The organism is Mesorhizobium ciceri biovar biserrulae WSM1271, from assembly GCF_000185905.1.
Taxonomy (GTDB): domain Bacteria; phylum Pseudomonadota; class Alphaproteobacteria; order Rhizobiales; family Rhizobiaceae; genus Mesorhizobium; species Mesorhizobium ciceri.
On sequence record NC_014923.1, the window covers coordinates 930,997 to 944,760 of the forward strand.

13 protein-coding genes are annotated in these 13,764 nt (G+C 64.4%); 7 read left to right on the forward strand and 6 right to left on the reverse strand.

From position 1 onward, the window contains the following. Positions 1-4: 4 nt before the first annotated feature. The 3 genes from MESCI_RS04410 to MESCI_RS04420 form a co-directional block, all read right to left on the reverse strand. Positions 5-1,375, reverse strand: a complete 1,371-nt coding sequence (locus MESCI_RS04410; protein ID WP_013528747.1) for a HAMP domain-containing sensor histidine kinase — start codon at positions 1,373-1,375, stop codon at positions 5-7. Continuing rightward, positions 1,372-2,046, reverse strand: a complete 675-nt coding sequence (locus tag MESCI_RS04415; protein WP_013528748.1) for a winged helix-turn-helix domain-containing protein — start codon at positions 2,044-2,046, stop codon at positions 1,372-1,374. The genes MESCI_RS04410 and MESCI_RS04415 overlap by 4 nt, the downstream gene beginning before the upstream one ends. 160 nt (positions 2,047-2,206) lie before the next feature. After that, entirely contained in the window at positions 2,207-3,004 is a 798-nt protein-coding gene (locus tag MESCI_RS04420) for a COG4705 family protein (RefSeq protein WP_013528749.1), read from the reverse strand. Positions 3,005-3,248: 244 nt separating this feature from the next. On the opposite strand from MESCI_RS04420, the gene MESCI_RS04425 reads away from it, so the two are divergent. Continuing rightward, positions 3,249-3,884, forward strand: coding sequence for a methyltransferase family protein (locus tag MESCI_RS04425; RefSeq protein ID WP_013528750.1), 636 nt, complete (start codon positions 3,249-3,251; stop codon positions 3,882-3,884). A gap of 10 nt (positions 3,885-3,894) precedes the next feature. Here MESCI_RS04425 and MESCI_RS04430 read toward each other — a convergent pair whose 3' ends face one another. Then, complete coding sequence (locus MESCI_RS04430; protein ID WP_013528751.1) at positions 3,895-4,380, reverse strand: hypothetical protein; 486 nt, start codon at positions 4,378-4,380, stop codon at positions 3,895-3,897. A 220-nt stretch (positions 4,381-4,600) separates the two neighbouring features. Here MESCI_RS04430 and MESCI_RS04435 point away from each other — a divergent pair, with 220 nt between their 5' ends. Both MESCI_RS04435 and MESCI_RS04440 read left to right on the forward strand, forming a co-directional pair. Next, complete coding sequence (locus tag MESCI_RS04435; RefSeq protein ID WP_013528752.1) at positions 4,601-4,966, forward strand: RidA family protein; 366 nt, start codon at positions 4,601-4,603, stop codon at positions 4,964-4,966. Positions 4,967-4,992: 26 nt separating this feature from the next. Next, positions 4,993-6,228 carry an amidohydrolase/deacetylase family metallohydrolase gene (locus MESCI_RS04440; RefSeq protein ID WP_013528753.1) on the forward strand — a complete coding sequence of 412 codons (1,236 nt, stop codon included), beginning with the start codon at positions 4,993-4,995 and terminating at the stop codon, positions 6,226-6,228. A gap of 96 nt (positions 6,229-6,324) precedes the next feature. Here the strand turns inward: MESCI_RS04440 and MESCI_RS04445 are convergent, their stop codons facing one another. Then, a complete protein-coding gene (locus MESCI_RS04445; protein ID WP_013528754.1) occupies positions 6,325-8,112 on the reverse strand; it encodes an NAD(P)/FAD-dependent oxidoreductase in 1,788 nt (595 codons plus the stop codon). Between the two features lie 114 nt (positions 8,113-8,226). Beyond that, positions 8,227-9,171 carry a MurR/RpiR family transcriptional regulator gene (locus MESCI_RS04450; RefSeq protein ID WP_013528755.1) on the reverse strand — a complete coding sequence of 315 codons (945 nt, stop codon included), beginning with the start codon at positions 9,169-9,171 and terminating at the stop codon, positions 8,227-8,229. Positions 9,172-9,507: 336 nt separating this feature from the next. Between MESCI_RS04450 and MESCI_RS04455 the strand changes: the two genes are divergently transcribed. The 4 genes from MESCI_RS04455 to MESCI_RS04470 all read left to right on the forward strand — a co-directional run bounded on the left by MESCI_RS04455 (position 9,508) and on the right by MESCI_RS04470 (position 13,711). Further along, positions 9,508-10,335: an ABC transporter ATP-binding protein gene (locus MESCI_RS04455; RefSeq protein ID WP_013528756.1), complete on the forward strand. Its 828-nt coding sequence runs from the start codon at positions 9,508-9,510 to the stop codon at positions 10,333-10,335. Next, positions 10,332-11,192, forward strand: a complete 861-nt coding sequence (locus MESCI_RS04460) for an ABC transporter permease (protein ID WP_013528757.1) — start codon at positions 10,332-10,334, stop codon at positions 11,190-11,192. Before MESCI_RS04455 ends, MESCI_RS04460 begins: the two co-directional genes overlap by 4 nt. Positions 11,193-11,262: 70 nt before the next feature. After that, a complete protein-coding gene (locus tag MESCI_RS04465) occupies positions 11,263-12,426 on the forward strand; it encodes an ABC transporter substrate-binding protein (protein ID WP_013528758.1) in 1,164 nt (387 codons plus the stop codon). A 193-nt stretch (positions 12,427-12,619) separates the two neighbouring features. Beyond that, positions 12,620-13,711 carry a Gfo/Idh/MocA family protein gene (locus tag MESCI_RS04470; protein WP_013528759.1) on the forward strand — a complete coding sequence of 364 codons (1,092 nt, stop codon included), beginning with the start codon at positions 12,620-12,622 and terminating at the stop codon, positions 13,709-13,711. The last annotated feature ends 53 nt before the right edge of the window (positions 13,712-13,764 follow it).

The following is a 13,764-nucleotide window of genomic DNA, read 5'->3' on the forward strand; positions in this document are numbered from 1 at the left end:
CCGGCTAATCCGTCGCCAGCGGAAAACTCACCACCACCGCAAGTCCCGGTCGGCAATCCTCGAGCGTGATCGATGCGCCGTGCAGATCGGCGATGGCCCGGACAAGGCTGAGCCCGAGGCCGCTGCCTGATGTCGAGCGGCTGTGGTCCAGCCGGTAGAGCCGCTGGAACACTTTCTCGCGCTCTTCCGCCGGAATGCCGGGACCGTTGTCGGCGACGCCCGCAACGACGCGTTCGCCCTGGCGCGCTACCGACAGCTTTATCGTCGTGCCCGATGGACAATGGCGCAACGCGTTCTCGACCAGATTGGCGAACATCTGCGTCAGCAGCTCGCGATCGCCATGGATCCGGTCCGTCGTTTCCTGTGGTTGCGCCAACGACAGCGACTTTCCGTCGTCCTCGGCAACATCGGCATAGATCTCGGCGATGGTTTGCAGCACCTCGCCCAGATCGACATCGGTGAACCGCGCCCGGCGGGCGCCGGCCTCGATCTGCGCGATGCGCAGCAGGGCATCGAAGGTCTCGTTGATCTGCAGGCTCTCGGCATGCGCCTCCGCCAGTTCAGCGGCGATTTTCCGGCCCGACAGGTTCTTTTCCGACGCGGTGTCGAGGATCATCTGCAACCGGTTGAGCGGCGTCTTCAGATCGTGGGCGATGTTGGCGCTGACCTGTTTCATGCCTTCGACCAGCGCCGACAGGCGGTCGAGCGCGGCATTGACCTGGCTGGAGACGATGTCGATGTCGTCACCCTTGCCGGTCAGCGGAATGCGGGTGTCCAGCCGTCCATGCGAGACATCCACCATGGTGGCGGCGATGCCGTCGAGACGGCGCTGGACGCGCGAGGCGAGCAGGGCGCCGCCGGCGACCGCCAGCCCGGTGATGATCAGGGTTCCCCAGCCAAAGCTCATCAGCACGATCCTCTCCAGCTCCTCCGTCTCGGAAAGGCTGAAGGCGACGGTCAGCGTGTTGCCGCCGACCGGGCCGGAATAGGCGCGGTACTCGGCGCCGGGCGGCACGCCGGGCATTTCGGTGTCGAACATCGAGAAGCCGTCGGGAAGCCCTGCCGCGGTGAAGTTGCCGGCCAGGCGATTGCCCGTTGCGTCGGTCAACGAAAACAGCTGCTCCTTCTTGAGGCTGCGCAGGGAGTGGCTGCCGACGGTCTCAACCAGCTCCTTGAGATCGTTCTCGGCATAGGTCGCGGCGACGACCGCGTAGGTTTCCTTGATGGTGTCGTCGAGCCGCTCGGCAAGATCGGCGCTCATCATCTGGTAGACGATGGCGCCAGACAGGACGAAGGCCAGCACGAACAGGAAGGCGAAGGTCAGGGCAAGCCGGAATGGTGTGCTGCGAAGCAGGCGGGACCAGGTTCCGGTCATGGCGCGTGCAGGCTGTAGCCTGTGTTGCGGACGGTGTGGATGAGCTGGGTTTCGAAGGGCTTGTCGACCTTGGCCCGCAGTCGGCTGATATGGGTCTCGACGACGCTGGTCCTGGGATCGAAATGAAAATCCCAGACACGCTCCAGAAGCATGGTGCGGGTGATGACGCGGCCTTCGCCGCGCATCAGCACTTCCAGCAGGCTGAACTCCCGCGGCTGCAGGTCGATCGGCTGGCCCCGCCTCGTGACGCGGCGCATGATCAGGTCCATTTCGAGGTCGGCGACCCGCAGGACGGTTTTCTGCTCCTGCGCCGCCGGCCGCCGGCCAAGCGCGTTGATGCGGGCGAGGAGTTCGGAAAAGGCGAAGGGCTTGACCAGATAGTCGTCGCCGCCGGCCTCGAGCCCCTCGACGCGGTCGTCGATGCCGCCGACGGAGGTGAGGAAGATCGCCGGCGTGCGCACGCCGGCGGCGCGCACCGCCTTGACCATCGACAGGCCGTCGAGACCGGGGATCATCCGATCGGCGACGATCACGTCGTATTTGCCCCGGGTCGCCGCGAACAGCCCGTCATGGCCGTTGCGCAGGAGGTCGCAGACATGGCCGGCCTCGGTCAGTCCCCTGACGATATAGTCGGCCGTCCTGTGGTCGTCCTCGACGAGAAGCAGTCGCATGAAAGGTCCGGTCCGTTGCCGAGATGGAGAGGCTATCACCGGCACGGGCTTGTTCCTAGGATGTCACGAAGGCGCAGGCATGGTGGCGCTAGAACGTTCACGATTGGCCGAAGCGGTGGGGTTTTCGGCAATTGTCAATGCCAGCGCATCCGCCCTGCACCTAGTCCAGGTCCAGCAACAGTTCATCGGCTTCGTCGGTTGTCCCCTTCAGGGTCATGTGCAGGACGAGCGCAATGATACAGCCGAGGAAGAGCAGGCTGGTGAAGATGGTGCCGAAGCCCAGGCCGCCATGCCTGGCCGACCGCGACAGCAGGTCGCCGAAGGAGGCGCCGAGCGGCCGCGTCAGGATATAGGCGAGCCAGAAGGCCAGGATGCCGTCGAGATTGAGCAGCCAGTAGGCCAGCACGATGAGCGCGATGGCGCCGCCGAACAGCAGGCCTGTGGTGAGGTAGCCCATGTCGAAGCTTTCGGCGACGAGATCGCCGCCGGCGGTGCCGAGCGCGAAGGTCAAGAGGATCGCCAGCCAGTAGAAGATTTCGCGCCTGGTGGTGAAGACGGTGTGGATCGACAGCGTCCGTTCGCTGGCGTACCAGACCGCGAATGTCGCGGCGAGCGCAACCGAGAAGGCGATGGTCGTGGTCTGCAGGCGCACGCCGAAAGTGTCGACGAGATTGTCCGTCACCAGGGTGCCGACGATGCTGATCAGCACCACCGCCAGCCAGTAGGCCCACGGCACGTAACGCTTCTGCGCAAACTGCAGGACGAGGGCAGCGATCAGGATGCCGGTCATGATCAGCGAGGTGGCGGTCAGCCCAAGCCCGATCGTGTCGGCAAGATAATCCGCTGCGGTCTCGCCGGTGGTGACCGCCATCAACTTGATCACCCAGAAATCGAGAGTGACGTCGGGAACTCTGTTGTGGCTCGGTGGGGCGGGTTGTTGCCTGTTGGGCGCGAGCATGGCTGAAGTCCTGAGGTCGACGGTTGCGGCGGTGGCGGTGGCGGTGGCGATCCGCGCAGCGTAAGCAAACGAGCTCACGCCGGCCTGTCCGGCGGCATACAAATTCGTAAGAATGGGCGTGGGCCGCGCAAAGGTCCTTTACGAACGCCCGGCGCTGCGCCGATAGAGGGCGTGCGCCTTTCATCCGCCATCAATGTCATGCCCATTGCTCACGGGCACCCGTCAGTGCCCCAGGAAACACCAAATGACCTACGCTACCCTCAAGCCGGTTTCCCAGGCCTTCGACCAGCGCAAGCGCCTGATCTTCGTGCGGGTTGCGGCGGCGCTGGCGGTGTTGCTGCTGTTTCTCACCAAGCCGGGGCTGAGCGAGGGCTCCGACGGGCACGAAACGATCGAATTCTTCGGCTTTTGCCTGGTGCTCGTCTGTGTCGTCGGGCGGCTGTGGAGCATTCTCTATGTCGGCGGCAAGAAGAACGAGGAACTGGTCTCGACGGGACCGTTCTCGACCACGCAGAACCCGCTCTATTTCTTCTCGACGGTCGGTGCGGTCGGCATTGGATTGCTCTACGGCTCGCTGATGGCGGCCGTGGCGCTGGGCCTTGCCAGCTTTTTCATCTTTCGCGTCACGGCGCGCAAGGAAGCCGAATTTCTGCTCGGCAAGTTCGGCCCAGCCTATCTTGCCTACACCAAGAGCACGCCCCGGTTCTGGCCAAACCCGCTGCTCTACCGCGACGATGACGAACTGCAGTTCTCGACGCGGGCTTTGAAGCGCACGTTTTTCGACGGGCTCTATTTCCTCGCCATCTTCCCGGCCATCGAACTGGTCGAGCATTTCCGGACGACCGGCATGCTGTTTCCGGCCTTCGTCACGCTCTACTGATCGGCTGGCTCTAGCTGCCGAGCGGATGCGGCATGTAGCCGACGAAGCCTGATATCTTCCAGCTTCCGCCGACCTTGGTGCAGAAATACAGCGTCTGCCATTTCAGCCGGTCGACGCTGCCGTCCGCCTTGGCGACCGAGCCGTCGAACTTCTTGTGCAGCACGGCGCGGTCGCCGTCGACGTCGATGTCTCGCATGTTGGTGACGCGAAACAGCGCCTCGCGCAGCGGCTCGGCGAATTTGGTCGCCGCCGTCTCTTTGGCCTGGCGCAGCCATTCGTCGCGATAGACGTCGAGCCTTGGAAACTGCAGCCGCCAGGCGTCGGCGTTGTGCAGGAAATGCGCATGCATGCCGAAGAAGCTCTCGGCGACGAAATCATCCTCGACCATAGCCCAGTCCTGGCCGATGAAAGCGTCGATGTCGCGCCGCACCAGCATTTCCCAGAGCGCGTGGCGATCGGCATCGCCTGATGGAAACGGGTTCTTGTCGTAGGTCATTGCTGGTATCTCCGCTCTGGCAAATGCGTCTGTGCGGTGCGGCTTCCAAGCCGCCCGTCAGCGCGTACGATGCAAGGGCTCTTGTAATAAAGCAACGCAGATTTCCAAGAATGTTGCTTTCCAACAAGGCCCCTATGAGGATCGGCCGGATCGGCGTAAATGTCGATCGAAGCGGGCGCTGCAATGGCACCCCGTCCTGTCATCAGAGGAGGCTTGTCCCTTGCCGAAACAGTGTTTTGGAACGTCGCATGTGCCGTTGTCGCCCGCCGTGCGGGCAGGCGATCTCGTCTATGTCTCGGGCCAGGTTCCCGTCGGCAGCGACGGCATCGTGGTCAAGGGCGGCATATCGGAACAGACCGAGCAGGTGCTCGCCAATATCAAGGCCGCGCTGGCGCTGGCCGGCTGCACCATGGACGATGTGGTGAAGACCACCGTGTGGCTGGAAGACGCGCGCGATTTCGGCGCCTTCAACGCCGTCTATGCCAGGCACTTTCCGAAGAACCCGCCGGCCCGCACCACGGTCGAATCGCGGCTGATGATCGATATCAAGATCGAGGTCGAGGCGGTCGCCTATCGGCCTCTGTAAGCAAAGCAACGAGCGGAGGTTACCCCATGCAATTCGACCTCCTGCTGAAGGGCGGACGGCTGATCGATCCGGCCGCTGGCCTCGACGCGCTGCGCGATGTCGCCATCGCCAATGGCCGCGTTGCCGCGGTCGACGCCGATATCCCGGCGGACAGCGCCGCGCAGATCGTCGATGCCGCCGGCTGCATCGTCACGCCGGGCCTGGTCGACCTGCACAGCCACGTCTATTGGGGCGGCACGTCGCTTGGCGTCGATGCCGACCGGCTGGCCGCCAAGAGCGGCACCACCACTTTCATCGATGCCGGCAGTGCGGGCGCCGGCAATTTCCTCGGCTTCCGCCGCCATGTCATGGAGCGCTCGAAGGTTCGCATCCTGGCCTATGTCAACATTTCCTTTGCCGGCATTTTCGGCTTCTCGCAGACGGTGTCGGTCGGCGAGTGCAGCGATCTCAGGCTCTGCGAGCCGCGCGAGGTTGTGGCTGCGGTGCGCGAGCACCGCGATGTCGTGGTCGGCGTAAAGGTTCGCTCGGGCAAGCATGCCGGCGGCACCAGCGGCATCGCGCCGGTGGATCTGGCGCTGGAGGCCGCCGACCAGGCCGGCCTGCCGCTGATGGCGCATATCGACGAACCGCCGCCCGGCCGCTCGGAAGTGCTGCCGCGCCTGCGCAAGGGCGACATTCTCACCCATTGCTTCCGGCCTTTCCCGAATGCGCCGGTGTTCGCTTCCGGCGCGGTGCGGCCCGACATGCGGCTGGCGCGCGAGCGCGGCGTCATCTTCGACATCGGCCACGGCATGGGCTCGTTCGATTTCGCCGTCGCCCGCGCCATGCTCGAAGAAGGGCTGGCGCCCGACGTGATCTCGAGCGACGTGCATCTCTACTGCGTCGACGGTCCCGCCTTCGACATCCTCGTCTGCATGTCGAAGCTCCTGGCGCTCGGCATGCCGCTGGTCGAGGTCCTGCGCGCCGCCACGCAAGCGCCGGCGCAGGCGATCGCGCGGCCTGACCTGGGCACACTGGCCGTCGGCACGGTCGGCGACGTCGCCGTGCTCCGTCAGCGCCCGGGCCGCTTCACCTTCGTCGACGCGGTCGGCGCGTCATTGGTCGCCGATCAGAGACTGGTGTGCGAAGGCATCGTTATGGGCGGCACCTGGTGGCCGAACGAAGCGGTCAACGATGTCAGCGAGACTGAGCGGTTTGTGGCGCATGCCGCGCATACCCATGTCGAGGTTGCGGCGAGGCACTTTGGGCATCGGCACGACTAGCTGATCTCGGCAGCTTGTGCCTGTCTTGGGACTGTGCGCTTGGCGAATGGCTTCCCCCACTCCGGCGAGCGAAGCTCGACGGAGTGGGGGTCGACTTTACCCGGCGTTGCTCACCGCCCCGTAAACCGGCGTCTCAATGCCTTCCATCCGCGCCTTGATCTGCAGCGCCACATATTTCGAATAGAAGCGCGACAGCGCCAGATTGCCGCCGTGGAACCAGAGCGCTTCCTGGGCGGTCGGCTTCCACATGTTGCGCAGCTCGCCTTGCCAGGGGCCGGGGTCGCCCTTGACGCCGGAGCCAAGGCCCCAGCACGGGCCGACCTTGTCGGCGACTTCGCGCGAAACGATCGCGGCGACATTCTCGTTCATCGACTGATAGCCGGTGCAGGCGATGATGGCGTCGGCGGCGAGTTCACTGCCGTCCTCGAACAGGATGCCGCTCGGGGTCAGCGACTTGATGGCGACGCCGCTGCGGATGCCGATCTTGCCGTCGATGATCAGGTCGGAGGCGCCGACATCGATGTAGTAGCCGGAGCCGGTGCGGTAGGCCTTCATCAGAAGGCCGGTCTCGTCGTCGCCGAAATCGATGGCGAAGCCGGCGGCGCGCAAGCGGTCGTAGAAGGCCGCGTCGCGCGCCTTGATCACCTCGTAAAGCGCCCGCTGGCCCTTGGGCACCAGCGCGAACGGCGTCGAGGCGACGATCATGTCGGCCTTCTCGGTGGTGATGCCGCGCGCCAGTGCGTCTTCCGAGAAGATCTCGAAGCCGACTTCCATCAGCGTGTCCGACTTGACCACTGTCGTCGGCGAACGCTGGATCATGGTGACCTCGGCGCCGCTCTCCCAGAGGTCGACGCAGACATCGTGGCCGGAGCTTGCAGCGCCAATGACGGCGACTTTCCTGCCGCGGAATTTGTCGCCGCTGGCATACTGGCTGGAGTGCAGCAACTCGCCCTTGAACCGGCCGGCACCCGGCAGATCGATCCGCCGTGGCGGGCCGTAGGCGCCGGTGGCGAAGACGATGTGCTTGGGCTTCAGCGTGATCTGCCGGCCGACGCGGTCGACGACCACGGTCCAGACTTTTTCGGCCTCGTCATAGCTGGCGCTGAGGCATTTGGTGGCGACCCAGTAGTTGAGCTCCATGACGCGCGTATACATTTCCAGCCAGTCGCCCATCTTGTCCTTGGGCGTGAACACCGGCCAGTTTTCGGGGAAGGGAATGTAGGGCAGATGGTCGTACCAGACCGGATCGTGCAGCACGAGCGTGCGGTAGCGGTTGCGCCAGGAGTCACCCGGCCTGGCATTCTTCTCGATGACGATGGCCGGCACGCCGAGCTGGCGCAGTCGCGCCCCCAGCATGATGCCGCCCTGGCCGCCGCCGATGACCAGGCAATAGGGCTGTTCATCAGTGCCGAGTTCGCGTGTCTCGCGCGCCCGCGCCTCCGACCAGGTCTCGCGCTGGGGATCGGCCTTGTGGCGCACGCCGAGCGGCCGCGCCGCGCCCTTGCGCTCCTCGAAGCCCTTGAGGTCGGCCATCGCCGTGAACAATGTCCGGCAGCGGCCGTCGCGCAGCCGCATGATGCCCTCCCCCCTGGCCACCACGGTTTCGAAGCTGAACCAGGCCTCGATGGTGCCGTCGTCCGAGGTCGCCTCGCCGGTCAGCCGCCACGCGCTCGGCTTGGCCGTCGCCAGCGTCGTCGCCAGCATGTCGGCGATCGCCGCGCGGCCTTCCATGGTCGTGATGTTCCAGGTGAAGGTCAGGAGATCGCGCCAGTAGCAATCGTCGACGAACAGGTTGCTCGCATCGGCCACGTCGCCGGCTGCGAGTGCCTGCGCCAGGGATTCGAGCCATGCGGCTGCCTGTTTCGTGGGTGCTATTTCGAGCATCTCTTTCCCTCTTCCTGCGTGCGTCTAATCTGTGTTGGAATGGCAACTGTCGAACCCGGCGCTGCCCCTCATCCGTCTGCCGGCACCTTCTCCCCGTGAACGGGGAGAAGGGAGCTAGTCTCCGAGCGGCTCCATCTCCTTGCCGGTGCGGTGGATCTGGGCGTTGTATTTGATGCGGCGCACCGTCTCGCGGGCCGAGCCGTCGAGCTTGTAGGCGGAGGCCACCGCCAGCAGGTCGATCGCCGCCAGAAAGGCGAAGCGCGATGCCGTCGGCTTCAGCGTGTCGGGATATTCCGGCACCGCCACCGTCAGCCTGACGTCGCAGGTGCGGGCGAGCTCGGTGTCGGGCGCGGTCACGGCGATCGCATTGGCGCGGTAATGCTTGGCGAGTTCGACGGCCTCGATCACCTCGCGGGTGCGTCCCGTCGCCGAAATGGCGATCACCAGATCGCCGGGCTTGAGCGTCGAGGCGGTCATGCGCATCAGATAGGGATCGCACTGGGCGCTGACTGTTATGCCGTAGCGGAACAGCCGGTATTGGGTTTCCTGCGCCAGCGCCGAGGAGCTGCCGCCAAGGCCGAAGACCGTGACCTGGCGCGCCTTGGCGATCAGCTCGGCGGCTTTCTGCAGCTGGGCCAGGTCGAGCTGCCGCTCGGCCTCCTGCAGCGCCCGGCGCGCCTCGCCGAACACGGCGTTCCAGAACGGCATGCCATTGTCATTGCTGACGGAAGGCGACTTGGCCAGGTAGAGCGCGCCGACGACGAGGCTCTGCGCCAGCTTCAGCTTGAAATCGCGCACGCCCTCGCAGCCGATGGCGCGGCAGAACCGGGTCACCGTCGGTTCGCTGACCCCGGCGCGCTGGGCAAGGGCGGCGTTGGAGGCGTCGACGGCATATTTGACGTCGTCGAGAACGACATCGGCGACACGCCGTTCGGCCGGGCGCAATTCGCTGTAGGAATCCTTGACCAGCGAGATGATGTCGGGGATGCGTCGGACAGGATCGCGCCCCTCGGTATCGGGGCCTGGAACAGGCTCGTCCTGGCTGCCAGCGTCGGTCATGGGGTCCTGGTCTTTCCCTGGGTTGCGAGGCTGTCGTCTTAGCATGTTTGCACGCCCTGGCTCCACGTGCCCAACCGGATCGCAACCGCAGCGTGTCGTTGGGGAAAGCTCACCTTCCTCCGTTCCTCTCCGGTCCGTGTCAGTTCCGAAGTATGTAGGAAAGCAACATGCATTTCAAGGCCGTAAAACCGCCGGTAAAACAAGACGATAGGTATACTAATCGATTTTCGTGATACGGCCGCTATCGTCGGTGCTTGACAGGAAAGTAGGATAGTTACAGACTGATTTTCGCTGGGATGAGCCAATGGATCATCGCGCAATCTTCCCGGGGGGCAGATGAACACGGGCGATGCAAAAAAGCCGAAGCTTGGCGTGCAGGCAGCCACCAAGATCTATCACACGGCCTCCGGCGACCTGCTGGCGCTGGACCGCTGCAGCCTCGATGTCAGCGTCAATGAAATCGTCTCGATCGTAGGCCCTTCCGGCTGCGGCAAAACCACGCTTTTGTGGTCGATGTCGGGCCTGCACAGCCTGACCAGTGGCGAGATCCGGCTCGACGGCAAGGCCATCACCGGTCCGCATCCCGATATCGGCATCGTCTTCCAGGAGGCGAACCTCCTGCCGTGGCGCAACCTCGACGCCAACATCCGCTTCCCCTTCGAGATCAAGAGCGAGAAGCCAGACCGGGCGTGGATCGCGCATCTGCTCAACCGGGTCGGGCTTGATGGCTTCGGCGGCAAGTTTCCGCGCGAGCTGTCGGGCGGCATGCAGCAGCGCGCGGCGATCGTGCGGGCGCTGGCGCTAAAGCCCTCGGTGCTTTTGATGGACGAGCCGTTCGGCGCGCTCGACAGTTTCACCCGCGAGGAGATGAACCGGCTGGTCGAGGAGATCTGGCTCGACACCAAGACAACCATCGTCTTCATCACCCACTCGATTGAGGAAGCGATTTTTCTCTCGGACCGGGTGGTGGTGCTGAGCGCCCGGCCTGGCCGCGTCGCCAAGGAATACCGCGTGCCGTTCCCACGGCCGCGTTCGCTGGAGATCATGGCGACGAAGGAGGTCTTCGACCTCACCAACCGGATCAAGATGGACATTGTCGGCGAACGCACGCGGCCAAAAGCGCCGGAGCGCCCGAGCGCCGAAATCGTGAGGATCAGGCCGTGAGCGGGGGCGATGCCATTCCGGAATTCTCAAAGTCCAAGTCGGGCGCCAAGGCGGGCGACGGCCATGAGGTCAGCCTGACCAACCTTTCCGCCTTCGCCAGCGGCCCCGGCATCAAGTCGGGCAAGGAGGTGGCGGCCATTCTTGCCGTGGCGGTGATCATCATCGGCGGCATCGAACTGGCGCTGCGGCTGTTCCACGTGCCGCTCTATATCATGCCGCCGCCGAGCTCGATCGCTTATGCGCTGTTCGACGAGTTTCCGCTGATCGCGCCGCATCTCGGCTACACGCTGGTCGAGCTGGTGTCCGGCTTCACCATCGGCGCCATCATCGGCCTGGTGCTGGCCGCCGTCATCACCCAATTCCCGTTCGCAGAGAAGATCGTCGCGCCTTACATCCTGCTTCTGGTCACCACGCCGATGCTGGCGCTGGTGCCGCTTCTGATCCTGCGCTTCGGCTTCGGCTACACGCCGCGCATCATCGCGGTGGCGCTGGCCGCCGGGCCGATGGTAATGATCAATGCGGCGACAGGCTTTCGCCGCGTCGACAGCGCCAAGATCGCGCTGGCGCGTTCCTATGGCGCCAGCACCCTGCAGATCTTCTGGAAGATCCGCGCGCCGATGGCGCTGCCGATGATCCTGGTCGGGCTGATGATCGGCGCCATCTTCGGCCTGCTGACCGCGGTCGGCGCGGAAATGGTCGGCGGCGGTTTCGGCCTCGGCAACCGGCTGACCACCTATTCGTCGATGATCCAGATGCCGCAGTTCTTCGCGGTGGTGCTGATCCTGTCGACGCTCGGCATCCTGATCTACGTGCTGTTTTTCCTGATCGGCAAGAAATGGGCGAGCTGGGAGGCTTGAACACAGGGATATGACGGCGCCCGGGAGGCGGGCGGCAAGAGACTGACATCAAACAAAAAAGGGGAATGCCATGACCAAAGAGAACTCGATCAACCCGGCGGGGATCAGCCGCCGCTACTTCCTGCAGGTCACCGGCGCCGGGCTGGTGACGGCGACGGCGCTTGGCGCCACCGGCCTGAAGGCCAGGGCCGAACCCTACGGAAAATTCACCTGGATCTCGCCGCGCGGCACGCTCGAAGTGCTCGACGACTATCCCTACTGGGCGGCCAAGAAGGCCGGCTATTTCGACGGGCTGGACACCGACATGCAGCCGGGACCATCGGACGGCACCGCGACGGTGAAGTTCGTCGATGTCGGCCAGGCCGATATGGGCTTCCCGTCGCCCGGCGTGTTCTCCTTCGCCATCCAGAACGGCATGAAGCTGAAGTCGGTGTTCCATATGGGCGCGCGCGACACGTTCAGCATCGCCTTCCGCAAGGGCGAGGGATCGAACGACCTGAAGAAGCTGGAAGGCAAGACCATCCTGCTCGGCTCCGCCGCCTGGCAGTCGATCACCGACCCGCTGCTGGCCGCGCAGGGCGTCGACATCAAGAAGGTGAAATATGTCGAGGCCGGCTGGCCGACCTGGGGAACGGCGCTGGCCGGCGGCCAGGGCGACGCCGCCCTGTCGTGGGAAGGGCTGCGCGCCGAATGGATCGCCAAGGGGCTCGACTTCGAATACTGGCTCGGCGTGCAGAATTCGAAGCTGCCGGCCAACACCTTCGTCGTGCGTGCCGCCGATCTCGAGGATCCCGACCGCAAGGCGTTTTTGGAAAAGTACCTGCGCGGCTGGGCGATGGGCCTCGAATTCGGCTACCAGAATCCACGCGCGGCGGTCGAAGCGGTGTTCGAGCAGTTCCCGACGCTGGCCAAGAATCTCGGGCCGGAGCTCGGCACCACCTCGATCCTGCAGCAGATCAACGTTTTCCGCGGCGACATGGACAAGCGCGGCGGCTGGGGCTCGCACGACATGGCGAGCTGGCAGGGCTTCTTCGACGAAATCCACAAGATCGGCCAGATCACCGCCCCGGTGAAGGCCGAGGATGTCTGCACCAACGATCTGATCGGCCCGGCCAATGATTTCGACAAGGCCAAGGTCAAGGCCGATGCCGACGGCGTCAAGCTGTCGGAAGGTTTTGCCGCGCTCGATGTCGAGAAGATCAAGGCGCATCTGTTCGATTCGGCGGTGAAATAGGGCTGCGCAACGGGTCATGTCGGCGCCGCCCTCCATTACCCTGCCTTGGCTCCTTTCCTCTCCCCCGATCGACGGGGGAGAGGAAAGGGCAGGCAATGAGCGGCGGCGCTGACCCGAGGTGATTGTCTCGGATAGACATACGAGCGGCAACCGATCGCCGCGCACAATTCAATCAAAACCTGGGAGATATTCGGTGTCCGACAAGGTAAAAGTGCTGGTGGTGGGTCTCGGCAATATGGGTGCGTCGCATGCCAGCGCCTATCACCGGCTCGACGGTTTCGAGATCGTCGGCATCATGAGCCGGTCGATCAGGAGCAACACGAAGATTCCGGAAGAGTTAGCCGGCTACCCACTCTACGAGGATTTCGACCAGGCGCTGAAGGAAACAAAACCGGACACCGTCTCGATCAACAGCTGGCCGAACACCCACGCCGAATACGCGCTGAAGGCAATCGCCGCCAACTGCCATGTGTTCATGGAAAAGCCGCTCGCCACCAACAACGAGGATGCCGTGAAGGTGGTCGCGGCGGCGCGGGCCAAGAACCGCAAGCTGGTGCTCGGCTATATTCTGCGCGTGCATCCGTCGTGGATCAAGTTCATCGAGGTCGGCAAGACGCTCGGCAAGCCGCTGGTGATGCGGCTCAACCTCAACCAGCAGAGCAGCGGCAGCGCCTGGCACTGGCACAAGAACCTGATCGATTCGCTGATCCCGATCGTCGATTGCGGCGTCCACTATGTCGACGTCATGTGCCAGCTGACCGGCGCCAAGCCGGTGCGCGTGCACGGCATCGGCGCCAAGCTCTGGGCGGAAGCCGACAAGCAGAATTACGGCCATCTGCACGTCACCTTCGATGACGGTTCGGTCGGCTGGTACGAGGCGGGCTGGGGCCCGATGATGAGCGAGACGGCCTATTTCGTGAAGGACGTTGTCGGCCCCAAGGGCGCGGTGTCGATCGTCGCCGGCCAGCAGGCAAGCAGTGTTGCCGAGCTGGCAGAGGTTTCGAATTCCGCCGACATCGACCGCCACACCAAGACCGATGCGCTGAAGATCCATTATGCCGCTGTCGACGGCGACAAGAATTTCTCCAAACCCGACGAGATCGTCAGCATGGAGGACGAACCCGGCCACCAGGAACTGTGCGATCGCGAGCAGGCCTTCTTCCTGCGCGCCATACGCGAGGATCTCGACCTCACCGAGCAGATGGATGCGGCGGTCAACAGCCTGCGCATCGTGCTGGCCGCCGAGCAGAGCATCGCACTGGGGCGCACCATCGACCTGGCCTGAAGTCGCGCCAGCCCCCTCATCCGGCCGCTTCGCGGCCACCTTCTCCCCGTTGG